Origin of the sequence: Cryobacterium inferilacus, assembly GCF_019599185.1 — a bacterium.
In the GTDB taxonomy this organism is placed as follows: domain Bacteria; phylum Actinomycetota; class Actinomycetes; order Actinomycetales; family Microbacteriaceae; genus Cryobacterium; species Cryobacterium inferilacus.
Window position 1 is genome coordinate 18,549 of the sequence record NZ_JAIEUL010000022.1, and the last position, 25,341, is coordinate 43,889.

At 69.9% G+C, this 25,341-nt stretch carries 27 protein-coding genes; 14 read left to right on the plus strand and 13 right to left on the minus strand.

From position 1 onward, the window contains the following. Positions 1 to 44: 44 nt before the first annotated feature. The 7 genes from K2F54_RS16170 to K2F54_RS16200 all read left to right on the plus strand — a co-directional run bounded on the left by K2F54_RS16170 (position 45) and on the right by K2F54_RS16200 (position 9,156). The gene (locus K2F54_RS16170) at positions 45 to 1,043 is read left to right on the plus strand and encodes a substrate-binding domain-containing protein (protein ID WP_308287708.1); all 999 of its coding nucleotides are present in this window, start codon (positions 45 to 47) and stop codon (positions 1,041 to 1,043) included. Next, positions 1,040 to 2,092, plus strand: a complete 1,053-nt coding sequence (locus K2F54_RS16175) for an ABC transporter permease (RefSeq protein ID WP_220606889.1) — start codon at positions 1,040 to 1,042, stop codon at positions 2,090 to 2,092. The genes K2F54_RS16170 and K2F54_RS16175 overlap by 4 nt, the downstream gene beginning before the upstream one ends. Beyond that, positions 2,089 to 2,886: an ATP-binding cassette domain-containing protein gene (locus K2F54_RS16180; RefSeq protein WP_220606890.1), complete on the plus strand. Its 798-nt coding sequence runs from the start codon at positions 2,089 to 2,091 to the stop codon at positions 2,884 to 2,886. Before K2F54_RS16175 ends, K2F54_RS16180 begins: the two co-directional genes overlap by 4 nt. Before the next feature lie 168 nt (positions 2,887 to 3,054). Further along, positions 3,055 to 3,372: a carboxymuconolactone decarboxylase family protein gene (locus K2F54_RS16185; protein WP_220606891.1), complete on the plus strand. Its 318-nt coding sequence runs from the start codon at positions 3,055 to 3,057 to the stop codon at positions 3,370 to 3,372. Positions 3,373 to 3,398: 26 nt separating this feature from the next. Continuing rightward, positions 3,399 to 4,022: a hypothetical protein gene (locus K2F54_RS16190; RefSeq protein WP_220606892.1), complete on the plus strand. Its 624-nt coding sequence runs from the start codon at positions 3,399 to 3,401 to the stop codon at positions 4,020 to 4,022. Positions 4,023 to 4,207: 185 nt separating this feature from the next. After that, positions 4,208 to 6,772, plus strand: a complete 2,565-nt coding sequence (locus K2F54_RS16195) for an ATP-dependent Clp protease ATP-binding subunit (protein ID WP_220606893.1) — start codon at positions 4,208 to 4,210, stop codon at positions 6,770 to 6,772. A 143-nt stretch (positions 6,773 to 6,915) separates the two neighbouring features. Continuing rightward, on the plus strand, positions 6,916 to 9,156 hold the full coding sequence (locus K2F54_RS16200; RefSeq protein WP_220606894.1) for a UvrD-helicase domain-containing protein: 2,241 nt from the start codon (positions 6,916 to 6,918) through the stop codon (positions 9,154 to 9,156). 277 nt (positions 9,157 to 9,433) lie between these two features. On the opposite strand, the gene K2F54_RS16205 is transcribed toward K2F54_RS16200, so the two are convergent. The 5 genes from K2F54_RS16205 to K2F54_RS16225 form a co-directional block, all read right to left on the minus strand. After that, positions 9,434 to 10,141, minus strand: coding sequence for a TetR family transcriptional regulator (locus K2F54_RS16205; protein ID WP_220606895.1), 708 nt, complete (start codon positions 10,139 to 10,141; stop codon positions 9,434 to 9,436). A gap of 2 nt (positions 10,142 to 10,143) precedes the next feature. Next, a complete protein-coding gene (locus K2F54_RS16210) occupies positions 10,144 to 10,590 on the minus strand; it encodes a DoxX family protein (protein ID WP_220606896.1) in 447 nt (148 codons plus the stop codon). A gap of 53 nt (positions 10,591 to 10,643) precedes the next feature. Beyond that, entirely contained in the window at positions 10,644 to 10,958 is a 315-nt protein-coding gene (locus tag K2F54_RS16215) for a hypothetical protein (RefSeq protein WP_220606897.1), read from the minus strand. Between the two features lie 35 nt (positions 10,959 to 10,993). After that, a complete protein-coding gene (locus K2F54_RS16220) occupies positions 10,994 to 11,956 on the minus strand; it encodes a 1-phosphofructokinase family hexose kinase (protein ID WP_220606898.1) in 963 nt (320 codons plus the stop codon). Between the two features lie 73 nt (positions 11,957 to 12,029). Then, positions 12,030 to 12,197 (minus strand): DUF8730 family Cys-rich protein, encoded by a 168-nt coding sequence (locus tag K2F54_RS16225; RefSeq protein ID WP_220606899.1) that lies wholly within the window; start codon positions 12,195 to 12,197, stop codon positions 12,030 to 12,032. A 128-nt stretch (positions 12,198 to 12,325) separates the two neighbouring features. Between K2F54_RS16225 and K2F54_RS16230 the strand changes: the two genes are divergently transcribed. Then, the gene (locus K2F54_RS16230) at positions 12,326 to 13,030 is read left to right on the plus strand and encodes an NAD(P)H-hydrate epimerase (protein WP_308287709.1); all 705 of its coding nucleotides are present in this window, start codon (positions 12,326 to 12,328) and stop codon (positions 13,028 to 13,030) included. 85 nt (positions 13,031 to 13,115) lie between these two features. Here the strand turns inward: K2F54_RS16230 and K2F54_RS16235 are convergent, their stop codons facing one another. After that, positions 13,116 to 14,138, minus strand: coding sequence for a glutathione S-transferase family protein (locus K2F54_RS16235; protein WP_220606900.1), 1,023 nt, complete (start codon positions 14,136 to 14,138; stop codon positions 13,116 to 13,118). 64 nt (positions 14,139 to 14,202) lie between these two features. After that, positions 14,203 to 14,499, minus strand: coding sequence for a hypothetical protein (locus K2F54_RS16240; RefSeq protein WP_220606901.1), 297 nt, complete (start codon positions 14,497 to 14,499; stop codon positions 14,203 to 14,205). 166 nt (positions 14,500 to 14,665) lie between these two features. Here K2F54_RS16240 and K2F54_RS16245 point away from each other — a divergent pair, with 166 nt between their 5' ends. The 3 genes from K2F54_RS16245 (at position 14,666) to K2F54_RS16255 (ending at position 17,396) form a co-directional block, all read left to right on the plus strand. Further along, on the plus strand, positions 14,666 to 15,136 hold the full coding sequence (locus K2F54_RS16245; protein ID WP_220606902.1) for a VOC family protein: 471 nt from the start codon (positions 14,666 to 14,668) through the stop codon (positions 15,134 to 15,136). A 67-nt stretch (positions 15,137 to 15,203) separates the two neighbouring features. Continuing rightward, on the plus strand, positions 15,204 to 16,226 hold the full coding sequence (gene ligD, locus K2F54_RS16250; RefSeq protein WP_220606929.1) for a non-homologous end-joining DNA ligase: 1,023 nt from the start codon (positions 15,204 to 15,206) through the stop codon (positions 16,224 to 16,226). A 171-nt stretch (positions 16,227 to 16,397) separates the two neighbouring features. Then, positions 16,398 to 17,396 (plus strand): CPBP family intramembrane glutamic endopeptidase, encoded by a 999-nt coding sequence (locus K2F54_RS16255; protein WP_220606903.1) that lies wholly within the window; start codon positions 16,398 to 16,400, stop codon positions 17,394 to 17,396. A gap of 137 nt (positions 17,397 to 17,533) precedes the next feature. Here K2F54_RS16255 and K2F54_RS16260 read toward each other — a convergent pair whose 3' ends face one another. Beyond that, entirely contained in the window at positions 17,534 to 18,013 is a 480-nt protein-coding gene (locus K2F54_RS16260; protein WP_255577217.1) for a dihydrofolate reductase, read from the minus strand. Positions 18,014 to 18,074: 61 nt separating this feature from the next. Continuing rightward, the gene (locus K2F54_RS16265; protein ID WP_255577209.1) at positions 18,075 to 18,899 is read right to left on the minus strand and encodes a thymidylate synthase; all 825 of its coding nucleotides are present in this window, start codon (positions 18,897 to 18,899) and stop codon (positions 18,075 to 18,077) included. 87 nt (positions 18,900 to 18,986) lie between these two features. Here K2F54_RS16265 and K2F54_RS16270 point away from each other — a divergent pair, with 87 nt between their 5' ends. After that, positions 18,987 to 19,721, plus strand: coding sequence for a glutamine amidotransferase (locus K2F54_RS16270; protein WP_220606906.1), 735 nt, complete (start codon positions 18,987 to 18,989; stop codon positions 19,719 to 19,721). Between the two features lie 40 nt (positions 19,722 to 19,761). On the opposite strand, the gene K2F54_RS16275 is transcribed toward K2F54_RS16270, so the two are convergent. Further along, entirely contained in the window at positions 19,762 to 20,496 is a 735-nt protein-coding gene (locus K2F54_RS16275; protein ID WP_220606907.1) for a LuxR C-terminal-related transcriptional regulator, read from the minus strand. Then, a complete protein-coding gene (locus K2F54_RS16280; protein WP_308287710.1) occupies positions 20,493 to 21,806 on the minus strand; it encodes an ATP-binding protein in 1,314 nt (437 codons plus the stop codon). The genes K2F54_RS16275 and K2F54_RS16280 overlap by 4 nt, the downstream gene beginning before the upstream one ends. 113 nt (positions 21,807 to 21,919) lie before the next feature. Between K2F54_RS16280 and K2F54_RS16285 the strand changes: the two genes are divergently transcribed. Both K2F54_RS16285 and K2F54_RS16290 read left to right on the plus strand, forming a co-directional pair. Continuing rightward, on the plus strand, positions 21,920 to 23,479 hold the full coding sequence (locus K2F54_RS16285) for a PspC domain-containing protein (protein ID WP_220606908.1): 1,560 nt from the start codon (positions 21,920 to 21,922) through the stop codon (positions 23,477 to 23,479). 9 nt (positions 23,480 to 23,488) lie between these two features. Next, positions 23,489 to 23,884, plus strand: coding sequence for a hypothetical protein (locus K2F54_RS16290; protein ID WP_220606909.1), 396 nt, complete (start codon positions 23,489 to 23,491; stop codon positions 23,882 to 23,884). 43 nt (positions 23,885 to 23,927) lie between these two features. Here K2F54_RS16290 and K2F54_RS16295 read toward each other — a convergent pair whose 3' ends face one another. Together K2F54_RS16295 and K2F54_RS16300 are read right to left on the minus strand one after the other, a co-directional pair. Further along, positions 23,928 to 24,749, minus strand: a complete 822-nt coding sequence (locus tag K2F54_RS16295) for an alpha/beta fold hydrolase (protein ID WP_220606910.1) — start codon at positions 24,747 to 24,749, stop codon at positions 23,928 to 23,930. A 125-nt stretch (positions 24,750 to 24,874) separates the two neighbouring features. Next, a complete protein-coding gene (locus K2F54_RS16300; protein ID WP_220606911.1) occupies positions 24,875 to 25,333 on the minus strand; it encodes an ASCH domain-containing protein in 459 nt (152 codons plus the stop codon). Positions 25,334 to 25,341 lie beyond the last annotated feature (8 nt).

The window sequence follows — 25,341 nt, forward strand, 5'->3', positions numbered from 1 at the left end:
CCACCGGCCTGCGCCGGTCTCACGATCGAAGGACGATAGCACCCGTGTCGAGAATTCCCGCCCGCTGGGCCGTTGCCGGCACCGTCGCCGCCCTCACCCTGATCTCCCTCACCGCCTGCACGGGCCAACCCGTGACGGGCGGCACCACCGGCGCGAACACCGGCACCGCCGCCGGCGCCGACACCGGCCGCACCTACGCTCTCGTCGTGCACGCCGTGCCGGGCGACGCCTTCTGGGACGTCGTGAAGAGCGGTGCGGAGAGCGCCGGCGCCCTCTACGGCAGCACCGTCACCTACCAGGGCGACCCAGACGTGCAGAAGCAGAGCCAGCTCATCGAGACCGCCATCGCCGCCGACGTCGACGGCATCATCGTGTCGATGGCCAACCCAGACGGCCTCAGGGGTGCGCTCGCGGATGCCGCCGCCGCCGACGTCCCGGTCATCACGATCAACTCCGGTGCAGAGGACTCCGCCGCCGTGGGCGCCATCACCCACGTCGGCCAGGGCGAGTACCTGGCCGGGCAGGGCGCGGGCGGCCAGCTGGCCGAGGCATCCGCAACGAAGGTCATCTGCGTCATCCACGAAGCCGGCAACGCCGGCCTCGAAGACCGCTGCGCCGGAGCCGCCGACACCCTCGACGGTGGCCTGAGCAACGTGCAGGTCGACATCGCGAACATCGCGGATGCCCAGAACACCATCAAGAGCGCCCTCCTGGCCGACCCAGAGATCGACGGGATCCTCACCCTCAACTCAGCGGTGGGGGTCGCCGCCGCCCAGGCCGCAGCCGAGGCCGGCAGCGACGCCCAGATCGGCACCTTCGACGTCTCCGCCGACGTCACCACCCTCATCAACGACGGCAGCATCCTCTTCGCTGTCGACCAGCAGCCGTACCTGCAGGGCTACCTGCCGGTCACCTTCCTCGAACTGTTCCACACCAACGGCAACGTCGTGGGTGGCAGCCAGCCGGTCTACTCCGGCCCTGGCTTCGTCACCAAGGAGAACGCCGACCAGGTGGCGACCTACGCGGGCAACGGCACCCGATGACGGCGGTCGCCCCAGCCGCCGCACGGCCAGGCACCGACGAGCGGATGGCCGGCAGGCATCCGTTCGCCCGCCTGCTGCGCCGCCCAGAGATGGGGGCGCTCATCGCCGCCCTGGCCGTCTTCGGCTACTTCTCGCTCACCACGGCCTCCTTCCTCACCCCGGCCGGCGCGGCCACCTGGCTGTACTCCGCTTCGCTGTTCGGCATCATGGCCGTCGCCGTGGCGATGCTCATGATCGGCGGCGAATTCGACCTCTCGGCCGGTGCCATGACCGGCACGACCGGGCTGCTCGTGGGCGCATTCACCACCCAGTGGGGCATGAACCTCTGGTTCGCCATGCTCCTGGCGCTGCTGATCGCCCTCGCCGTGGGCGCCGCCAACGGACTCCTGGTGGTGAAGACCGGCATCCCGAGCTTCATCGTGACCCTGGCCACCTTCTTCATCCTGCAGGGCCTCAACCTGGCCGGCACCAAGCTCGTCACCGGCCAGGTGGCCATTCAGAACATGATCCTGGTACCCGACTTCGAGGTCGGCAAGGCGATCTTCGGCTCCACCATTCCGGTGCTCGGCCTGGACCTCAAGGTGTCGATCCTCTGGTGGATCGGCATCACCGCCCTGGCCAGCTGGCTGCTGCTCGGCACCCGCTACGGCAACTGGATCTTCGCCATCGGCGGAGCGCTGCAGAGCGCCGTGCAGACCGGTGTGCCGGTCAGGCGCACCCGCATCGGCCTGTTCATGGGCACAGCGGCGGCCGGTTGGCTGGTGGGCATGCTCAGCCTCTTCGACGTGGCCACGGTGCAGGCCACCACGGGCATCGGCCAGGAGTTCATCTACATCATCTGCGCCGTCGTCGGCGGCAGCCTGCTCACCGGCGGCTATGGCTCCGCGATCGGCGCCGCGCTGGGTGCTCTCATCTACGGCATGATCCTGCAGGGCATCGTCTTCGCCCAGTGGGACAACAACTGGCTCAAGGCCTTCCTCGGCGGGATGCTGCTGCTCGCGGTGCTCGTGAACCTGTCGGTGCGCCGCCAGGCCGGGGTGCGCGCGTGAGCGGCGGGGCCGGAACCACGGCTGCACCGATTCTCGAGGTGCGCGGGCTGGGCAAGAGCTACGGATCGGTGATCGCCCTCGACGACATCTCCACCTCGGTCGGCGCAGGGGAGGTGCTCTGCGTGCTCGGCGACAACGGCGCGGGCAAGTCGACACTGCTCAAGGTGCTCGCCGGCGTGCACCCGCACTCCACGGGGGAGCTGCTGCTCGACGGCCGCGCCATCCGTTTCACCGGCCCGAGGCAGGCGCTCGACGCCGGCATCGCCACGGTCTACCAGGACCTCGCGGTGGTTCCCCTGATGCCGGTCTGGCGCAACTTCTTCCTCGGCGCCGAACTCACCGCAGGGGTCGGCCCGTTCGCGCGCTTGCGGGCGCGGGAGATGCGCGCCATCACACACGAGCAGCTGCACCGAATGGGCATCGACCTGCGCGACGTCGACCAGCCGATCGGCACCCTCTCCGGCGGTGAGCGGCAGTCCGTGGCGATCGCCAGGGCCATCTACTTCGGCGCCAGGGTCGTCATCCTCGACGAGCCCACCTCCGCGCTCGGCGTCAAGCAGGCCGGCGTGGTTCTGCGCTACGTGGCCCACGCCCGTGACACCGGCTTGGGCGTGGTGTTCGTGACGCACAACCCGCACCACGCCTACCCGGTCGGCGACAGGTTTCTGGTGCTCAACCGTGGCGCCAGCCTGGGCGAATACGACCGCACCGGCATCAGCGTCGACGAACTGACCCGGTTGATGGCCGGCGGAGCAGAGCTGGAATCCCTCGCCAGGGAGCTCGAGCGCGACTGAGCCGGCCCGGCCAGCCGGCCTCACCCGGATCGGACGATTCCAGCTCCTCTTCAGCGGCTGCACACCGATTGATTGCTACCGTCTGCGGCGTGAGGCGGGCGCGCTTCGGTGCGCCGGCCCTGATCGAGAAACCGGACGGGGCACCGCCCCGGAAATGGAGCGAGAGTCATGGCAACAGGAACAACACCGATACTGGATGCGGCGGCCGAGATCAACGCCGTGTCGCTGGCCCGCACCGATCTGGACCCACGCACGCTGATGATCGCCAGGATCGCAGCGCTGGTGGCCGTTGACGCGCCGGTCGGATCGTATTTCATGCACATCGGCCCTGCGGCCGACGTGGGGCTGACCGTGGACGACGTCGAGGACGTGCTCGTGGCGGTCGCCCCGATCGTGGGCACGCCGCGACTGCTGTCCTCCGCGCGCAAGATCGTCGAGGCCTTCGACCTGGCCATCCAACTCGACTCAGAGATGGACACCCAGTGACGACGGATCGATAAGGAGCAGCACCCGTGAAAAAACCCCTGGTGGCGCTGGCCGTGCTGGTGCTACTGACCGGATGCGCGGCCGGCGCCGGTACCGATCCGTCGCCGACCGGGTCCGCGCCGGCCGCCTCGGAACCGGCCAGCCCGTCGGCCACACCCTCGGCCGGCCAGACCGCCTCGCCGCCGACCGACGCGCAGGTCACCTGGGCCGGCACCGTCTGCGGTGACGTCTCGACCCTGCAGACCGACGTGCAGGGCCTGGCCACGGCGGCGGCCACCGGCGGGGATTCGGTGGGTACGGCGGTGTCGGATCAGATGAACACGGTCTCGGACTCGGTCGCCGCCCTGGTCGACACCGTGAAGTCCCCGCCGGAGAATCTCGGCGACGACCCTGAACTGGCCGCGGTGCAGGACTCGATCGACTCCGTCAACCAGTCCCTCACCGCCCTGCAGACCAGTGCCGGTCGGGTGGAGGGAACCAGCGGAGCGGCCAGGATCGACGCATTGGCGACGCTCGTCGGTGACACCAGCGACGTGCTCACCGACCTCGGTGCCACGGCACAGACCATCAGTACGGCAGCTCGAGACACCTCCAGCACCCTTGGCCAGGCCTTCCGTGCCGCCCCAGAGTGCGGCACTCTCACCTCCTGACCCTCCCCGTCGCGAACCGTGACCCACGCCCCAGGCCCCGTGTTCAGGGCTTTCCGAACGGTTCGTCTGGGCGGTCAGGGGAATCTCAGCATCGGACGGGAATGAAACCGGAGCCCAGGCGTTGAGTTGAGTCGAGGGCGCTCAAGTTTGGAACGTCCTCGTTGAGATTCCACCAGGAGGTTTCCTTGCCTACATACTTCGGCCCGGCCGGATCCGACAACGGATCATTCGACGAGTTCCTGGCCCGCTACCTGCAGGGCCAGCGCCAGGCTCAGTCCGGCCGTCCCATCGAGATCACCCGGCTGCTCAGCCGCCGCACCCACGAGCTTCTCGTGCAGGCGGCCCAGTTCGCCGTCGACCACGGCCACGCCCACGTGGACGCCCTGCACCTGCTCAGAGTCATGGTGGAGCAGGAGCCCGCCGCCTCGGCCATCCGCCGTGCCGGTGGCGACCCCGCCGCCATCGTGACCGCCGCCGACCAGCGCCTGCCAGAGTCCAGCGACCAGCAGGCCACCTCGTCGCCTGCGCTCACGCCGTCGGCCCAGCGCGCCCTACTGGACGCGCACCAGGTTGCCCGCGCCTTCGGTTCCACCTACATCGATCCAGAGCACCTGTTCTTCGCCTTCGTGGTGAACCAGGATGCCCCGGCCGCCCAGGTGCTGGCCGCGGCCGGTGTCACCGCCGAGTCCCTCCAGGCCGGTGCCCAGCAGGACGACACCGATGAGGGCCAGGCCACAACCGCCGGCCAGGCCGGAGCATCCGACACCCCGATGCTCGACACCTACGGTATCGACCTCACCGAGCGCGCCCGCTCCGGCAGGCTCGACCCGGTGATCGGCCGCAGCGACGAGATCGAACAGACCGTCGAGATCCTCTCCCGGCGCACCAAGAACAACCCGGTGCTGATCGGCGAGGCCGGCGTGGGCAAGACCGCCGTGGTCGAGGGCCTGGCCCAGGCCATCGTCGACGGACTGGTGCCAGAACAACTGCGCGGCAAGCGCGTCATCGCACTCGACCTGCCCGCCATGCTCGCCGGCACCCGCTACCGCGGCGACTTCGAGGAACGCCTGACCAAGACCATGGACGAGATCAGCGAACGCCGCGACGAGATCATCGTCTTCCTCGACGAGCTGCACACCGTCGTCGGCGCCGGCGGCTCCGGCGAGGGCGGCATGGACGCCGGCAACATCCTCAAGCCCCGACTGGCGCGCGGTGAACTGCACGTGGTGGGCGCCACCACGCTCACCGAGTACCGCAAGGTGGAGAAGGACCCGGCCCTCGAACGGCGCTTCCAGCCCGTGAAGGTCGGCGAGCCCGGCATCGACGATGCCGTGCAGATCCTCGCCGGCCTCGCCGGTCGTTACGCCGAGCACCACTCGGTGCGCTACACGGATGCGGCCATCCGCGCCGCCGTCGAAATGAGCGCCAGGTACATCCCCGACCGGTTCCTGCCCGACAAGGCCATCGACCTGATCGACCAGGCCGGCGCCCGCGCGCGCCTCGCGCTCGGCTCCCGGGTGGACATCGAGGGCCTGCGCGAAAAGCAGGCCGGCCTGGAAACCGCCAAGGCCGTCGCCGTCGCCGCCGAGGCGTACGAGGACGCGTCGCGCCTCCGCGACGAGGCCGAGCAGCTGGCGTCGACCATTGCCGCCGCAGAGGCCGACCAGGATTCCACCCTGCCTGCGCCGTCAGCCGTGGTGGACGAGGCCGAGATCGCCTGGATCATCGCCCGCGCCACCGGCATCCCGGCCAGCCGCCTCACCGCTGGCGACCGGGAACGCCTCGCCACGCTCGAGGGCGACCTGCACCAGCGGGTCATCGGGCAGGACGACGCGGTGACCGTGATCGCCAAGGCCGTGCGCCGCAACCGCACCGGCATGGGCGACGCGAACCGGCCCGTCGGCAGCTTCCTCTTCCTCGGCCCCACCGGCGTGGGCAAGACCGAACTGGCCAAGGCGCTGGCCGCGTCGCTGTTCGGTGACGAGAAGGCCATGCTCCGCTTCGACATGAGCGAGTTCGGCGAGCGGCACACCGTCAGCCGTCTGGTCGGCGCCCCTCCCGGCTACGTCGGCTACGACGAGGCCGGCCAGCTCACCGAGCACGTGCGGCGCACCCCGTACTCGGTGGTGCTGCTCGACGAAATCGAGAAGGCGCACCCGGATGTCTTCAACCTGCTCCTGCAGGTGCTCGACGACGGCCGCCTCACCGACGGCCAGGGTCGCACGGTGGACTTCCGCAACACGGTCATCATCATGACCTCGAACATCGGCTCTGAGGTGCTTGCCAGCCGCAGCGGCGCCCTCGGCTTCACGGCCGATCTGGACGGCGCGCACAACGGCTTCGGTTCGGAAAAGGCGTTGCGCGACCGGGTGATGGGCAAGCTCCGCGAGGCCATGCGGCCGGAGTTCCTCAACCGGATCGACGAGGTCGTGCTGTTCCGCAAGCTCGATCAGCCCGAACTGCGCCAGATCGTGCGACTGCTGCTGGGCCAGACCGAGGTCAGGCTGCAGGCCCAGGGCCACGACCTCACCGTGAGCGACGCGGCCGTGGACTGGATCGCCGAGCACGGCTACGAGCCGGAGTACGGCGCCCGGCCGCTCCGCCGGGTCATCCAGCGTGAGCTCGACGATCGCATCGCCGATCTGCTGGTGGCCTCTGAGCTCGGTGCCGGGGGAGCGGTGGCCGTGACTGTCGTCGACGGCGCCCTGCGCGTGGCGGCCGAGCCGGCCGGATTACCGGTGGCGGCATAGCGCCGGCCATCGAGGCTCCCCGTCACGCACCGGGCAGCGACAGGCCCAGGCCGGCATCCGTTTCTCGCGGGTGCCGGCCGGGTCCCGGCATCCGTTCAGGTCATTCGCGGCTAAACTGATCGTTTGATTTGAGGGGTGTTTGAGTGGTTGATCAGGAGCTCGCGCGCGAACAGGACTACGTCGCGACGCTGTACGCGCGCCTGGACGAGCTGCAGCGTGAAGCCGAGGCCCAGCTGAAGGCCGTGCGGATGCTTGACGTCGGCGGCAACCACCAGTCCCGCTCCGAACGCGACACCTTCGCCCGCACCTACGAGGACCGCATCGTGCAGCTGCGCGAGGTGGACGACCGCCTCGCCTTCGGCCGACTGGAGACGGCCCCGGAGGAGGACGGCGCGCCCGTCTACCGCTACATCGGCAGAGTGGGCCTCCGCGATGAGAACCTGCAGCCGATCCTGCTCGACTGGCGGGTGCCGCAGGCCAGCGCCTTCTACCAGGCCACCGCCGCGACGCCGCTCGGCGCCCGTTCCCGCCGGCACCTGCTCTCCAGCGGCCGTCGCATCATCCGCATCGAAGACGAGATCCTGGATGCCGCGCTGCTGGACGGCGACACCGCCAACCTGCACCAGGGTGAGGGGGCGCTGCTCTCGGCGCTCACCGCCCAGCGCACCGGGCACATGAGTGACATCGTCTCGACGATCCAGGCCGAACAGGACCGCATCATCCGCTCTGAGCTGAACGGCGTTCTCGTCGTGCAGGGCGGGCCGGGCACCGGCAAGACCGCCGTGGCCCTGCACCGCGCCGCGTACCTGCTCTACACGCACCGCGATCGGCTGCAGAACGCCGGCGTGCTCATCGTGGGCCCGTCCACGTCGTTCCTGCAGTACATCGAGGCCGTGCTGCCGTCCCTCGGCGAGACCGGAGTGGTGCTCGCCTCGGTGGGCCAGCTGTTCCCCGGCGTCGAGGCCAGCCACGAGGACGCCCCCGCCGTCGCCGCGCTCAAGGGGCAGACCCTCATGGCCGACCTGATCGCCCGGGCAGTGAAGAGCCGGCAGAAGGTGCCGGCCACCAGCCAGAAACTGCTCGTGAACGGCGACACCCTGGTGCTCAAACCCCAGCTGATCGAGTCCGCCATCCACCGGGCCCGTGCCGGCGGCAAGCCGCACAACGAGGCCAGGGTGGTCTTCGTCAAGCAAGCCCTCAACGCGCTGGCCAGGGAATGGCTCGAGCAACTGCAGCGGCAGGGCAGGTCGATGGACGACACCGACCTGCCGATGCTGCGCGAGGACCTGCGCCTGGCCGACGACGTGCGCGTGGCCCTGAACACCGCCTGGCTGCCGCTCACCCCGCAGAAGCTCGTGCAAGACCTCTACGCCCGGCCGCAGTGGCTCGAAGAACTCACCCCGCGCTGGCGTGCGGCGCAGCGCGCCCTGCTGCACCGGCCGCGCGACGCCGAGTTCACCATCGCCGACATCCCGCTGCTCGACGAGGCCGCGGAGCACCTCGGCGAGTACAGCGCCGTCGACGCGGCGCAGAAGCGTGAGGCCAAGGAGCAGCGCAAGCGCGACATCGAGAACGCCGAGCTGGCGATCAAGAACATGGACGTCAAGGGGCTCGTGAACGCGAAGGCCCTGGCTGACAACTTCGCCGAGCTGGGCGATCGGGCCACCACCGCAGAGCGGGCGGCGCTGGACCGCAGCTGGACCTACGGCCACGTGATCGTGGACGAGGCGCAGGAACTCTCGCCGATGCAGTGGCGGCTGCTCATGCGCCGCGGGCCGCGCCGCTCATTCACCATCGTGGGCGACATCGCCCAGGCCGCCGCTGCCGCCGCTGCGGACAGCTGGCGGGAGGCCCTCGCGCCCGTGCTCGAGGCCTCGTTCGAGGCCGACCGCTGGCGTCTGGAGGAGCTCACGGTGAACTACCGCACGCCCAGCCAGATCGCCGAGGCCGCAGAGACCATGGCGGTGGCCCACGGCCTGCCGATCACCGCATCCCGCACCGTGCGGGCCAGCGACTGGCCGGTCGAGGTGCTCACGGATGCCGTTGCCGCCCTGCGGCGCGAACGGGCCCTGGGTGTGGGCGGAACCGTGGCGGTCATCGTGGTGGAGGAGCAGATCGACTCTCTCGCCGCGTTGCTCACCGCCGAGTTCGGTGACATCGTCGGTCGCGGAGCCGTCGGCCTGCTGCGGGACGTCGCGCTGCTCACCCCGCAGGATTCCAAGGGCCTCGAGTTCGATGCCGTGATCGTGGTGGACCCGACCGCGATTGTGGCCGCATCCGAACGCGGCGCCGGGGCGCTCTACGTGGCTATGACCCGCGCCACCCAGCGCCTGTACCTGGTGAGCGACGGCCCGCTGCCCGCCGGGCTGGGCGATCTGGCGTAGCGCCAGGGCGCCGCGCCGTCGCGCCGTCGCACCCGCACACCTGTCGCCGACTTCGCCCAAAGACCCCCTTCACGCGCGCCGAAGGGGGTTTTTGCGGCACGTCGGCGCAGGCCGCTTCGTCGACTTCGCGCAAACATCCGTTTCGCGGGTGCTGAAGGGGGTTTATGCGGCAAGTCGGCGCAGGCCGCGCTGCCACCCGCGGGCGCTCCTCGGGGTGACGTGCCACGTGGCGCCCCTTGGGAGCCGGCGAGTGGGCCGCAACTGGCAACTGACGGGGCTATGACCTCTCGGCGGGCCGTGGGCGCAGCGCCCGGACGGTCGCGAGCAGCGCCTCGGGATCGACCGCCGCCGGGTTGCGGATGGCCTGGATGGATGCGCCCTGGATGAGCGCGACAACGCTCGTGGCGAGGTCGTCGGCCGAGACGCCACCGGCCGGGCTGCCTGCGCGCGTGCCGGCACTCTCGTCGGGTGCGTCGGGTGCGTCGGGTGCGCCGGGTGCGCCGGGTGCGCCGGTGGTGGCGATCGTGCTGCCGGAGCCCACGGGCACCGCGGTGCCGACCGCCTCGCGGCAGACCGGCAGGAACGCGTCGTGGTAGCGGCCGAAGGAGGCCTCGATGCGGGCACGGAACACTTCGTCGCGGCGGGCGAAGTAGAACGCGAAGAGCAGCTCCACGCCGGCGTGATACTGCACGAGCCGGTCGAGCTCGACCCTGATCATCCGCTCGAGCCGGTCCCACGGGGCCAGGGCGGCCAGGGCTGGATCGGTCAGCGCGTCGAGGGTGCCGTCCAGGAGCACGTCGAGCAGCGCCTGGAGCAGGCCGTCCTTGGACTGGAAGTGGAAAAAGACCAGGCCGGAGGAGATTCCCGCCGCTGTGGCGACGCGACGCGCGGTGACGGCGTCGAGCCCCTCGGTGAGGGCGATCTGGTACGCGGCGGCGAGGATCGTGTCGCAGCGTTCCTGTTCGGGCAGCTTGGGTCCGCCCACGGTCAGCCGCGCTTCTTCGCGCGGTACTCGCGGAACGCCTTCCAGGCGCCCGTTGACCAGAGTGCCCAGAGCACGAGCACGGGCTGGAAGAAGAGCCGGAGGGTACGGTCGAGGTCGGTGTTGAGCCCGAACGAGTCGGTCTGGGTGACGAGCTGGGAGATGTTGCCCGGGAAGATGGCGATGAAGAACAGCGCCACGATCCAGCCGACCTGCACGCGATAGCGACCCAGCACGAGCAGTGCCGCGCCCAGGATGATCTCGACGATTCCAGAGGCCACGACCACGAAGTCACCCTCGAGCGGCAACCAGGTGGGCACCTGAGCGAGGAACGCCTCACGGTTGACGGTGAGGTGGCTGATACCGGCCAGGAGCAGGGCGACGCCGAGCAGGAGGCGGAACACGGTGCGGAGAACGGTGGTGCGGGACTTCTGCGGAGCAAGGAGCGTCATGCCGCCCAGCCTACATTGATCACCGGGTCAATGGCGCGTGACGGTGCGGTGGGTCAGAGGGTCCCTGCCACCAGGGCCGCCACTTCGGCGTCGGTGCGGGCCTCGAACACGCCCCACATCATGTGGGTCGGCCCGCTACCGTCGCTGCCCGCCTGGGCGGGTCGGCTCACCCAACGATTGGCGGTCGCCGCCGCACCCAGCGCCGAGAGTGACGGGGCGATGGTGGTCTTGCGCACCGAGCCGGCCACCACACTGCCGTCGCTGCCGAGGCGCCAACCGCGGCTCGCGGCCAGCACCTGGCCCAGTTCCTCATCGGTGAGCCAGCGTGAAAAGCTTCGATCGGGAGCGTCGATTCTGGTCAGCTTCATGTGACCAAGACTAAGCTCGCCGACCGACAGGCCGCTCAGGCCGGCAGCAGGGCGAGTTCGGCCTCCAGGCGCTCCACGTCCTCCCGGTGACAGAGCTCGGTGGCGGGCGTCATCGCCGTGGCGCTGCCGGCGGCAACGGCGGCGCGAAAGGCCGCGGGTGCGTCGTGGCCCTGGACGATGCGCAACACGAAGGCGGCCAGAAAGCTGTCGCCGGCACCCACGGTGCTCTGCACCTGTACCCGCGGAACCGCCAGGCGCAGCACGCCGGCGGCCGAGGCGAGTACCGCACCCTCGCCGCCGAGCGTGAGGGCCACGTACTCGGCGGATCCGCGCGAGACCAGGGCACTCGCGGCGGTGATCTGGCTCTCCTCGGTGTCCAGGGTCGAGCCCACCAGCTCACCCAGCTCACGTGCGCTGGGTTTGACCAGGAAGACGCCCTCTGCGAGGGCTTCGGCCAGGGCCGGGCCGGACGCATCCACTATGCAGCGGGCCTCCTGGGCGTGGGCCAGACGGGCAACCCTGGCGTAGAAATCATCGGGAACACCAGGCGGCAGGCTGCCGCTGGCCACGAAGTAGCCGCCGTGCGGAACTGCCGCCGCGACCCGGGCGAGGCAGGCCCGCCACTCGGTCTCGGTGACCTCGGGCCCCTGCAGCACGAAACGGAACTGCTTGCCGGTGCCGGTCTCGTCGACGGTGAAGCTCTCCCGGGTGCTGCCGGCAATCGGCACCACCACGGTGGGGATGCCCTCGGCCTCGATGAGCCGCCGATAGGCCTCGCCGGTCGGTCCGCCGGCGGCGTAGATGGCCAGGGTCTGGCCGCCCAGTCGCTGGATGACCCGCGACACGTTGATGCCACCACCACCGGGGTCGAGGCGGGAGAGCCCGCAGCGCATCTTGTGCTCACTGACCACGTTTTCCGTCGAAGTGCTGACGTCGAGGGCGGGGTTGATGGTGAGCGTGAGTATCGGCCGCAGCGGTGTCGACCTGGAGGCATCCATGACCCCAGCCTAGGACTGTGAGTCAGGCGGGGTCACCGAATGAACGGATGTGCTCCTCCGGTCGGGCTGCCGGCTAGCTCCGGGAGAACAGCCGGGAGAAGAATCCGCCGGAGGAGGCCTCCTTCTCGTGACCGGCGCAGCGGTCGGTGCGGGACACCCCGCGCATCACCTGGTCGACGTGCTGGCCGCAGCCGGCCCAGGTGGTTTTTCCGCAGGTCTTACAGGTCACGGCTCGGCACATGGGGTCTCCTTCTGGTGGGCCAGGCCGACCGGCCTGGAGATCCCACAATACCCCATGGGGTATATCCGGGTCTGACCGAATGCTGGGCGCGACGGCTGCCCACCCTCCCGGCGGCGTAGGGTGGCGGCGTGCCCACCCCGCCCATGCCCACGTACACCGCCGCCCAGGTCCACGAGGCCGAGGCCCCATTCCTGGCACGGGGTGTTCCGCTGATGCACCGAGCGGCGGCGGCCCTGGCGCGCGAGTCGGAAGCCCTGCTCGGCGGCCGAACCGGGGGAGTGGCCGGCGTCAGGATACTGGTGCTCGCCGGGGCCGGCAACAACGGCGCAGACGCCCTCTACGCCGCCGACCTGCTGGCCGAGCAGGGCGCCGCCCTGTGCATCCTGCCGACCAGCACGCGGGTGCACCGGGAGGCGCTCGAGGCGGTGCTCGCGCGCGGAGCCGATCTGCGCCCCGTCGGTGAACCCGCCGACGTCGTCGCCGCGCTGGCCCGATCGGCCGACCTCATCCTCGACGGCATCCTGGGCACCGGAACCAGCGACAGTCCGGCGCTGCGCGGACCCGCGCACGACACCGTGGCGGCGATCCTGCCGGTGCTGGACCCGGGGCATCCGCCCCTCGTGGTGGCGGTCGACTTGCCCAGCGGCATCGGCGTGGACGACGGCAGTGTGCCGGATGCGACTGTGTTGCGCGCCGATCTCACCGTGACCTTCGGCGGCTGCAAGGCCGGACTATTGAAGCATCCCGCCGCCGCGTACGCCGGCCGGGTGGTCGTGGCCGACATCGGCATCGCCGACGAGCTGGAGCGCATCCGCCGGCGCGACCTGGGCTGACGACCAGGTCTGACCACCTGGCCTGATGTCGGGCCGGGCACGCCGGGAGACCCGCCGACGTGCCGGGCGCCGTACCGCTGTCTCCCTACAGGGCCGGGACCCGCTCGTTCGGCAGGGGCGCCTCCGGCGGGGTGCCGTCGCCGAAGGGACGGCCGCCGAGGGCCTCACGGCCGTGCGCGGTGAGCCACACCGACGCATCCGGCCCCTTGGGCACGATGCCGGTGGGGTTGATGTCGCCGTGCGTCACGTAGTAGTGCTTCTTGATCTGGTCGAAGTCGATGGTGTCACCGAAGCCAGGGGTCTGGAACAGGTCGCGGGCGTAGGCCCAGAGCACCGGCATCTCGCTGAGCTTGTTGCGGTTGCACTTGAAGTGGCCGTGGTAGACCGCGTCGAATCGCGCGAGCGTGGTGAACAGGCGGATGTCGGCCTCTGTGATGGTGTCGCCGACGAGGTAACGCTGAGTGGTCAGGCGTTCCTCAAGCCAGTCCAGCCGGGCGAACAGGGTGTCGTAGGCCCGCTCGTAGGACTTCTGGCTGCCGGCGAACCCGCACTTGTACACTCCGTTGTTGACATCGTGGAAGATCAGCTCGGCGACCTCGTCGATCTCGGCGCGCAGTGCCTCCGGGTAGAGGTCGGGGGCGCCAGGCCGGTGGTAGTCCACCCACTCTGACTCGAAGTCGAGGGTGATCTGCGGGTAGTTGTTGGTCACGAGCTTCCCGGAGGGCACATCCACGATCGCCGGCACCGTGATGCCGCGTGGGTAATCGGGAAAACGCGCGAAGTAGGCATCCTGAATGCGCTCGATGCCGAGGACCGGGTCGAGTCCGTTGGGGTCGAGGTCGAAGGTCCAACTGTTCTTGTCGTGCGTGGGGCCGGGCAGACCCAGCGAGATGACTTTCTCCAGGCCGAGCAGGCGGCGCACGATGGCGGTGCGGTTGGCCCAGGGGCACGCGCGGGCGGCCACCAGGCGGTAGCGGCCGGGCTCGACGGGCCAGCCGTCGCGGCCGTCGCGGGTGATGCGGTCCTCGATGTAATTGGTGTCGCGGTCGAAGTCCTTGCCGGGCTCCACGTAACTCGGACGCAGCGTACTGGGAGTGAGATTGCTCATGGCTCCACGCTACGGGAAAATCCCGTGCGTACGCATGGAGTTGGCGATCCGTGTCCCGGATCGCTCAGTCGTGCAGGTGGTGCAGCGGCCAGGCCGTGGCGTCTGCGAGCAGGTCGAGCAGTGACTGCGCGGCCGCACGAGCCTGGGCTGCGCCCCTGGGGTCGTGGATGTCGATGGCCAGGGGAGGGGCCTCACCGAACTTGGGGATCTCCACCTCGACCCGGCCGCCGTGTGGCAGCGCCACGAAGGCATGCGCGGTGTGCGCCCCCTGCACCGGCGCATCCAGGGTCGCGGCGATGACCGCGAGGGCCTCTGGTTTGGTGGCGTGGATGTCGGCGACGATCGTGGCGACGTGGTCCATGGCGGCCCTTCGGTGGAGTGTGCCCGCGAGATCGATGCCTGCTCGTGGCGATTGCGGCAAGCGTATCCGACCGGATGGCTGGGGCCATTCTTTCTCTCGCGTGCGGTGGCATCCGGGTCGATAATCGTCGGGTAACTGACAACCACGGCACAGAAGGAGAGCGACGATGAGCACGCAACTGCACCCGTACCTGAGTTTTCGTGACAACGCCAAGGAGGCCATGGAGTACTACCAGTCGGTGTTCGGCGGCGAACTCACCCGCAGCACATTCGCCGAGTTCCAGGCCAGCGAGGACCCGAGCGAGCAGGACAAGACCATGCACTCGAGCCTGACCACGCCGAACGGCATGTCGGTGATGGCGTCGGACACGCCCAACAGCATGGAGTACAAGCCCGGCAACAATTTCTCGCTGTCGCTCAGCGGCGACAACGCGGATGAGGCCGAACTGAGCGGCTACTGGAACAGACTGGTCGACGGCGGCTCGGTGACGATGCCGCTTGAGGTCGCGCCCTGGGGCGACAAATTCGGCATGTGCGTCGACAGATTCGGCGTGGCTTGGATGGTGAACATCGCGGGCGCCCCCGCCGATGTGACAGCGGATGCCCCCCGCGGTGCCGCCTCCAGCGACACTGTCTAGCCTGCGAACCGTGAGCGCCCCGAGAATCGCCGGATTTTCGGGGCTCGACGGGGTTAGGGTGGGCGGCATGAGCGCGGATGCCACGGAGATCGTTGTCGGCGGACCACACGGTGACAGGACAATGCGGGTGTCCAGCCCCGGGCGGGTGCTCTGGCCGGATGTCGGCATCACCAAGCTCGACCTGGCCGAGTACATCGTGGCCGTCGGGGAGGCATTCGTCGCCGCCAACGGCGACCGGCCGGTGTCGCTGCAACGCTTCCCTGGCGGCATCGACGGTGAGCAGTTCTTCTCCAAGAACCCGCCCAAGGGCGCGCCGGAGTTCGTGCGTGCCGTGCCCGTGGTCTACCCGAGCGGGCGCACGCATCCGCAGCTCGTGATCGACGAACCGGCGGGCGCCGTCTGGGCCGTGCAGATGAACACCGTGGTCTTTCACCCCTGGCCGTCCCTGGCGGAGAACACCGACAACCCCGACCAGCTGCGCCTCGACCTGGACCCGCAGCCGGGCACCGATTTCGATGACGCCATTCCGGTGGCCGTCGAGCTGCGCGCCGTGCTTGCCGAGGCCGGTCTCACCGCGTTCGTCAAGACCAGCGGCAACCGCGGCTTGCACGTCTTCGCGCCCATCGAGCCCACCGCCGAGTTCCAGGTGGTGCGGCACGCGGTGATCGCGGCCGCCCGCGAGGTCGAACGACGGATGCCGACCACCGTCACCACCGCCTGGTGGAAGGAGGAGCGTGGCGAGCGCATCTTCCTGGACTTCAACCAGGCGAACCGGGACCGCACCATGGCCGGTGCCTACAGCCCGCGAGCCCTGGCGCATGCCCCGGTATCGTGCCCGATCACCTGGGACGAACTCGCCTCCACCGATCCGACGGCGCACACGATTCTGACCGTGCCGGACCGGTTGCGCCGCACGGGCGACCCGTGGGCGGATATGCACGCCAGCCCCGGTCGGATCGACGTTCTGCTGCAGTGGTGGGAACGCGACCTCGAGGCGGGACTGGGCGAGCTGCCGTTCCCGCCGGACTATCCCAAGATGCCGGGGGAGCCGCCGCGCGTGCAGCCCAGCCGGGCCCGCCACGATCCCTGAGGTGGCGGTGCGGCGGCTCGCGAGTGGCGCTGCTGCTCTTTCGCGAGAGCGGCCGTGTGGCTGTCTCTGCGTGCGCGAAGTGACCACAGCGCCGCTTTCGCGAGGTGCTCACGACCGGACTCCGTCTCGCGGGGGATGTCCCTGGGTGGCGGGATGGTTAGCGTGGCAGGCATGAGTGCACCGATCCAGAGCGACCAGGCGTCAGCATCCGCGCGTGACCAGAGTGACATCGTGCCGGCCACGGTGCCCTGGACCGCGGTGGTGGTGTTCATCGTGCTGGCGTGCGGCCTGGCCTGGGTCGTCGCCCTGCCGCTGTGGCTCGACGGCAGCGGACTCGCCAACCCGCTCGCCGCTCTGCTGCTGCCGGTGATCATGTTCACTCCGGGCATCGCCGCCCTGTTCGTGGTGTTCATGGTGCAGCGACCGAGACCCCGCCCGATCGCCGAATACCTGGGCCTGTGGCCGCTGCGCCCGGTCGGCCGTACCATCTGGATGACCGTCTTCGGCATCGTCGGCAGCGCCCTGCTGGTCATCGTCGGCGTCTTCCTGGCCGCGGCCCTGGGCCTGGTGCAGCTCGACCTGGTGAACTTCTCCGGGTTCGCCCAGGTGCTGCAGGCGGCCAGCACCGTCGACTCGCCCATCCCGGTGGGCGCGATCGTGCTCGTACAGCTGCTGTTGATCCCGTTCGCGGCGCTGCTGAACGGTGTGCTGGCGCTGGGTGAGGAGATCGGCTGGCGTGGCTGGCTGCTGCAGAGCCTGCGCCCGCTCGGCACCTGGCCGGCCCTGCTCATCTCCGGTGTGGTCTGGGGTTTCTGGCACAGCCCGCTGATCCTGCTCGGCTACAACTTCGGCCAGCCCAACCTGTTCGGGGTCGGCCTGATGATCGGCGGCTGCATGTTCTACGGCGTGCTGCTGGGTTGGATGCGGCTACGCACCGGCTCGATCTGGCCGGCCGTGTTCGCCCACGGTGCGTTCAATGCGGCGGCCGGGTTCCTGCTGCTGGTGGTCGCCGCGAACACCTCCGCCGACCCGGTCGCTACCGGCCCGCTCGGCTGGGTGACCTGGATCGTGATGGCTGTCGTGATCGTGCTGCTGGTGCTCACCGGCCAGTTCCGCACGCAGCCGCGCCTGCAGCGCCGACCGGCTACTCACTGGGGCACGATCTCGTGAGTTGCCAGTTACTGCCCCTTCGGGCGCCTCCAGGGGGCGTCAAGTGGCAACTCACCTGCGGAGGGTGCGGAGCCTGAGCCCGCGGAGGGTGCGGAGCCTGTGGAGGCAGCTCGGGCAGCTCGGGCGCCTCGGGCAGGTCAGGCGGGGTGGCGCTGGTAACCCACGAAGCGGTAGCGCAGCCCGGTACGCGAGGTGAGCCACTCGGTGGCGGCGGTCTGGCTGAAGGCCGCATCGACCGGGGGAGCGATGGTGTCACCGGCCGCATCGAGGTCGACCTCGGTCACCTCGAGTCGGTCGGCCAGCGGCATCGCCTGCCGGTAGATCTCACCGCCGCCGATGATCCAGACGGATGCGTCGGCCGCTGCCGACAGCGCCTCGGCCAGCGAGTGCGCAACCATGGCGCCCTCTGCCGCCCAATCCGGTTGCCGGGTGATCACGATGTTGTGCCGACCGGCCAGCGGACGGAACCGCTCCGGCAGCGAGTCCCAGGTTCGGCGGCCCATGACCACGGCGCCGGCCAGGGTGAGCTCCTTGAAGTGCGCCAGATCCTCGGGAAGATGCCACGGGATGGTGCCGGCATCGCCGATCACCCCGGACACCGCCTGCGCCCAGATCAGGCTGACGGGTGAGCGGCCGGCGGACGCCGACGCATCCGCCGCCGACGCATCCGCCGGCGGCTCAGACGGCAACGGGGGCCTTGATCGCGGGGTGGTGCACGTAGTCGACGACCTCGAGGTCTTCGAACTCGTAGTCGAAGATGCTGTCGCGCTCGGCGGTGATTCTGAGTTGCGGTGCCGGGTACGGATCGCGGCTGAGCTGTTCGGTGACCTGCTCGAGGTGGTTGGAGTAGATGTGGCAGTCGCCGCCGGTCCAGATGAAATCGCCCACCTCGAGGCCGGTCTGGGCGGCGACCAGGTGGGTGAGCAGCGCGTAGCTGGCGATGTTGAACGGCACACCGAGGAACAGGTCGGCGCTGCGCTGGTAGAGCTGGCAGGAGAGCTTGCCGTCCGCGACGTAGAACTGGAACAGGGCATGGCAGGGCGCCAGCGCCATCTCGGGGATGTCGGCGACGTTCCAGGCCGACACGATGATGCGCCGGGAGTCCGGGTTGGTCTTGAGGGTCTCGATGACCTGGGCGATCTGGTCGACGTGGCCGCCGTCCGGCGTGGGCCACGAGCGCCACTGCACGCCGTAGACCGGGCCGAGTTCGCCCTGCTCGTCGGCCCACTCGTTCCAGATTCTCACGCCGTGCTCGCGCAGCCAGCCCACGTTGCTCTCGCCGCGCAGGAACCAGAGCAGTTCGTAGGCCAGCGACGGGAAGTGCACCCGCTTGGTGGTGACGAGCGGGAAGCCCTTCGAGAGGTCGAAGCGCAACTGGGCGCCGAACACGCTCAGTGTGCCCGTCCCGGTTCGGTCCGCCTTGGTGGCGCCGGTTTCCAGTACCAGCCGCAGCAGGTCTTCATACGGAGTGGCGATGGCGCTGGTCTCGGCTGAAGTGTTCATCCATACAAATCTACAGGCTGGGCGGGCGCTGCCAGAAGGGAGGCGCGAATCCGCCGCTCGCCCACCCGCCCCCGATAGCATGGGGCGGTGAAGCCCTTTCTGTTGTTGGCCACCCGTTCCGAGGATGAAGCCGCCGACGACGAATACGCCGGCTTCCTGGCCGCCGGGGGGTTGCGCCCCGACCAGCTGCACCGCGTGCGCCTCGAGGCCGCGCCGTTGCCGCCGATCGTGCTGTCGCACTACTCCGGGGTGATCGTGGGCGGCAGCCCGTTCAACGCCAGCGACCCCGACGACGCCAAGTCCGTGGTGCAACACCGGGTCGAGCGCGAACTCGCCGGGCTCCTCGACGAGGTGGTCGCGCAGGACTATCCCTTTCTCGGCGCGTGCTACGGCATCGGCCTGCTCAGCAGCTACCTCGACGGTGTCGTCGACGACACCTGGTCAGAGGTGGCCGGGCCCACCCTGGTGAGTCTCACCCCTGCGGGCGTCGACGACCAGCTGTTCGGACGGGTCCCCGCCACCTTCGAGGCCTTCGTCGGCCACAAGGAGGCCTGCACGGTGTTGCCCAGCAACGCGGTGCTCTTGGCGACGGGGGAGAACTGCCCGGTGCAGGCCTTCCGCATCGGCCACAACGTCTACGCTACCCAGTTCCACCCCGAGCTCACCCAGGCCGGCATCCTCACCCGGCTGCGGGTGTACCACGACAACGGCTACTTCCAACCGGATGCCTACGACGAGGTGATGGCCGCCATCGACGCCTCCAGCGTGACCGAGCCGGCGACCATCATGAGGGCCTTCGTGCAGCGGTTCGGCACGCCCTAGGCATCCGTGAGCCGGCCGTGGCGCCGCTCAGAGCGGTTTGTCAGAGCAGTTTACGCGCCGTCGCCCAGGCGGTGAGCTCGTGCCGGCTGGAGAGCTGCAGCTTGCGCAGCACCGCGGACACGTGCGTCTCCACGGTCTTGGGCGAGATGAACAGCGCGCCGGCCACCTCCTTGTAGGCGTAGCCGCGGGCGATCAGCCGCATCACCTCCTGCTCACGGGCCGAGAGCCGGTCGAGTTCATCGTTGGTCGCCGCGGTCTCGCCGGCGATGGCACCGAAGGCGTCGAGCACGAAGCCGGCCAGCCGCGGTGAGAACACGGCGTCCCCGCCGGCGACCCGGCGGGCGGCGTCCGAGACCTCGGCCCCCGACGAACTCTTGGTGATGTACCCGCGGGCACCGGCCCGGATGACGCTGACCACGTCGTCTGCGGCATCCGACACGCTCAACGCCAGGAACAGCGTGCCGGGAGCACGGGGCGCGGCCAGGCGGATGACCTCGGCGCCGCCGCCGCCTGTACCGCCGGGCAGGTGCACGTCCAGCAGCACCACCCGCGGTTGGGCGGCGATCACCGCGTCGACGGCCTCGTCGACCGTGGCGGCCTCGCCGAGCACCACCAGGGCCGGGTCGAGTTCGCTGCGGAGGCCCGACCGAAAGATGGAATGGTCATCGACGATCACGACGGTGAGCGCGGCACGGGAAGAGGCCGCCGTATCCGCGGCGAACGGGGAGGGTGCGGGGAACTGTGCGGGGGAGTGCTCGGGGGGAATGCCGGTCATGGGGTGTCTTCCTGAACGTCGAGGGGGAGGGTCAGCCGGATCTCGGTGCCGGTGCCGCCCGGCCCCGCCTGCACGGTGGCGGTGCCGCCGGCGCGGTGCATCCGGCCCAGGATCGATTCGCGCACCCCCATGCGGTCCGCCGGGATGTCACCGGGGGCGAATCCTGGCCCGCGGTCGGTGATGCTCACCTCGATGGCGGTCGGTGAGCTTTCCAGGTACACCGAGATGCGTCCGCCGGCGTGCCTGGCGGCGTTGAGCATGGCTTCCCTGGCCGCGGCGAGCAGCGCCTCCGGCGCCTCGCGGTCGATGGAGCCCGCGGAGACGACGTCCACGTGCACGGCGAAGTCGCGCTCCAGGATGGTGGCGACCCGGCGCAGCTCGGTCGACAGGTCCACGGGCCCGGTCGTGACGCCGGTGAACAGCCATTCCCGCAGATCCCGTTCCTGCGCACGCGCCAGCCGGGCCGCGTCGGACTGCGGCCCGGCCTTCTGCTGGATGAGGGCCAGGGTCTGCAGCACCGAGTCGTGCAGGTGGGCGGCCATCTCGGCGCGCTCGCTGGCGCGTTCCCTGGCCGCGCGTTCGTCGGCGAGGTCGCGGGTGAGGCGAACGGCCCACGGCGCCACGACCACGGCCACGCCCACGAGCACCGAGGTCGCCGCCACCACGACAGTCCATACGTTCGGGTTCTCGCTGGTGATGAAGAAGAGCAGGATGCCCAGGGCCACGAGCACCAGTGCGCCCAGGGCCCGCACGAGCATGCCGGAGCTACGCGGCCCTGCGCCGCTGCGCAGCTCGGCGAACTGCCGCCAGGCCAGGCCGGTTCCGGCCAGGGCCACGATGGCAGGGATGATGGCATCCAGCGGCAGGTCGGCGCCGAGCCGGTTGGCGATCAGGGCCCCGGCCGTGCCGACGAGCGCCAGTCCGAGGAAGATCTCCGTCACCGGGGTGTGCCGGGAGTCGGCTGCCCCGCCGGGCACGGGGGCGGTGCTGTCGAGGGCGTCGCGGTCGGGCGCGGCGCGGGTGGACGGGGGCGTCGCGGCGAGCAACACCGCCTTGGGCAGGGGGTCCGACCGTTCGTCCGGGCCGAGCCGGGCATCCGCTGTGTCATCGGGGGTGGTGGCCCAGAGCCAGGCGTAGAGCAGCACTCCGGCACCGCCGCAGAGCGCGAGCACAAACGTCACCGAGCGCACGAAGGTCACGGGCAATCCGGTGTGCCTGGCGAACCCCGCGCAGACGCCGGCCACGATGCGCAGGCGCGGTCGAGTCAACTGCCCGGTGATGCGGGCGTCGCCGGTGAGGGGTTCGGTCACCCGTTCATCCAATCACCTACCGTGCTACTGGTTGCACCCTGAACCGGATCGTCAGGGTGCAATCAGGGTCATCCCCCATGGTCGTGGCTTCGGGGGAGCAGCAGGATGGAGCCATGACAGATGCACCGTCCACTCAGACGCCAGGCACCCCGTACGGCGGAGCCTCCCAGCCCAAGCCGCCCGGCGGCGCCGCCTTCTTCGACTGGGTGCGCGGCCTCGGGTTCGTGCGCGGTCAGGACCGCTGGTTGGCCGGCGTGTGCGGTGCCATCGCGGCCCGCACCGGCCTCGACCCCCTGATCGTGCGCGGCATCGCCGTGGTGGTGGCCATCCTCGGCGGACCCATCTTCTTCCTCTACGCGGTCGGCTGGGCGCTCATGCCAGACCAGAGCGGACGCAGCCTGGTGGAGCAGGCCGTGAACCAGGTATTCGAGCCGGCCATGATCGCCGTCGGTGGTCTGCTGCTGCTCACCTTCGTACCGTGGATGCAGGGGATCTGGTGGCAGGGACCGCCGGAGATCTGGGGGATGCCGGGCTGGCTGGAGGTGCTGTTGCGCACCAGCTGGGCCATCGGGCTCACGGTGGCGATCATCCTGCTGGTGATCTACATCGCCAAGCGGGTGCCGTCACCGCGCACCAGGGCCGGCGAGCAGCCCAAGACCGGGTACCCGAATTCCGGCTACCCGAACACGGGAACCGCGAACACCGGAACTGCGACGACCCCATACCCGACCACTGCCCCGGCGGCGGAGTACCCGACCGCCGCATACCCCGACACCGCTTCGGCGAACCACTCGTCGTCGGCACAGCCACCGCTCACACCGTCCTCCTCCTTCGTGCCGCCGATCCCGCCGGTGCCAGACCCGCCCGCACAACCCTCCCAGCCGTCGCTCTGGGATGACCTGACCGGCCGCAACCCCCAGTCGAGCGCCCCGTACGGCGGCGCCCCGAGCGGCTCCTCGCCATACGTCACCAAGCCGACTGAGGCGAGTGCCTTCGACCCGAACGTCTATCGGGAGCTGCACCGCCGCAAGCACCTCGGCGCCGGTTTCATCTCGGTCGTCGCCGGGCTGGCCCTCAGTGCCGGGGCCGTTGCCGCATCGTTCGTGGCCGACGGGTCCTGGTCGAGCACGGCCTTCCTCGTCGGCGCCGCTGCGGCGCTCGCCGTGATCGCCCTCGGCATCGTGATCGCGGGCATCCGCGGCAAGGAAGGTGGATGGCTGAACTTCTTCAGCATCGTCCTGGCCGCCACCATGCTCGGCACCGCGTTCATCCCCACGGGCACAGAGGTGGTGACCTTCGGCGACCCCACCTGGCAGTACAACCCCAGCGATCCCACCGGGTTCGCCATGATCGCCGGGGCGCCCACCATCGACCTCACCGCGGTCGATGACACGCCGTCTGCCTCTTCCCACACCGTCGAGGTGTGGCTCGGCTTCGGTGACGTGGAGCTGGTTCTGCCCGAGAACCGCACCGTGGTCGTCGAGGCCGGCGTCCTGGCCGGCGAGATCGACTACGACGCCGTCGGCGAGGCCGATCCGGATCGCGGCGGTGTGCTCGTACACGACACCCGGATCGTGAGCGACGGTGCCGGAACCGGTGTCACCACTGTTCGCGTCTGGACCGGCTTCGGCCAGGTCACCATCAACCCGCCGGCCGAGCCGGCCCTGCGCTAGGAGAGCACCATGACCGACGCGAACAGCACACCGACCTCCGGCCAGGATCCCACCGACCCGATGGCCGACCAGACGGCCGACCCGATGGCCGATCCGGCGGCGGACCCGATGGCGGACCAGACGACCGACCCGATGGCCGATCCGGCGGCGGACACCACTCCCATCACCCCCGTACCGACGACGAGCACGGCTGCGCCGGCGACAGCGGCCCTGCCCAGGCGGCGGCCGCTGTTCCCCACCATCCTCTGGGGTGCGCTGATGCTCGCCCTGGCCGCCTTCATCGCCGCCAGGGAACTGGTTCCTGGTGGTCTGGACCTGGTCACCTGGCTGCTCACCGCCGTCGTGGGCATCGGGCTGTTGCTCGTCGTGGCCGGTATCGCGGCCGCGTCCCGGCGGGCCGGCTGAGCGCGGCCCCGGCTGCGCCGAGTGCCGGCCCCGCCGCAATCGGCTACGAGGCGATGAAGGCCAGGATGTCGGCGTCCAGTTCGGTGCGGTAGGCGCCATAGATTCCGTGCGGAGCACCCGGGTAGACCTTGAGGGTGCCGTGCTTCACCAGCTCGGCGGACCTGAGGGCCGCGGCACCGATCGGTACGATCTGGTCGTCGTCACCGTGGGCGATGAAGATCGGCACGTCCAGGGCCTTCAGATCCTCGGTGAAGTCGGTCTCGGAGAACGCCTTCACACAGTCGTAGGCCGCGGCCAGGTTCACCAGCATGCCCTGCCGCCAGAAGTCGTCCTTCGCGCCCTGCGACACCGTCGAGCCCTCCCGGTTCGCGCCGAAGAACGGCTCGGTGAGGTCCTGGTAGAACTGCGACGCATCCGCCAGCACCCCCGCCCGGATACCGTCGAAGGCCTCGAGCGGGGTGCCCTCAGGGTTGGCGTCGGTCTTCAGCATCAGCGGCGGAACGGCGCCGGCGGTGATGACCTTCACGACCCGGCCGACCCCGTGCTGGGCGGCGTAGCGCACCACCTCACCGCCGCCGGTGGAGTGCCCGATCACGACGAGATCGTGCAGATCGAGCGCCTCGACCAGCTCGGCCAGGTCCTGGGCGTACGTGTCCATGTCGTTGCCGGTGTAGGTCTTCGACGACCGGCCGTGACCGCGGCGGTCGTGGGCGATGGCGCGGTAGCCGGCATCCGCCAGCAGCTTGAGTTCGACCTGCCAGGCGTCCGAGCTCAACGGCCAGCCGTGGCTGAGCAGAACGGGCCGCCCGGTGCCCTGCTCGGTGTAGTAGATCTGGGTTCCGTCGGTGGTGGTGATGTACGGCATCTGTGACCCTTCGTTTGGTGGGGCATTCGTGCCGTCACCAACCCGTCAAGACGGATGGCGCGGCGTCCTGGCGATGATGCCCCGAAACGGCGTGCTTTTCCACCCAACACCGCGGCAGGAACGAGCTAGACGGCCCCGGCCTGGGTGACGCGGAACACCTTGCTGATCACGGGCTCAGTGTCGGTCAACACCCAGTCGGGGTCGCCGAGGTGCTGACGGATGGCGGGAACCAGGGTCTGCCAGTAGTCGTGGTGCATGGTGTGCCAGTTCTCCAGCGTGGGCGACTCGTGCCTGGCCAGCTCCAGGGTGGCCTCGGCGGCGGTGTGCTCGAGCACCTCGAGCACCTCGACCACGGCCACGCGGGTGTTCGCGGAGTCGACCAGCGCGTATGTCGTGCCGACGACGGGCAGGGGATCCCCGGCCAGGTCGTAGGCGATCCGCAGGTTGGAGGACCCGGTCTTCTGACCGGTCACCACGAGCGCCACCATCAGTTCACGGAACTCGCCCGGTTCGCCGAAGACGAGCGGGGGAAGGGTGTCGATATCGGCGAGCATGGTGGCTTTCGTCAGCTGATGGGTGAGCATCAGTATAG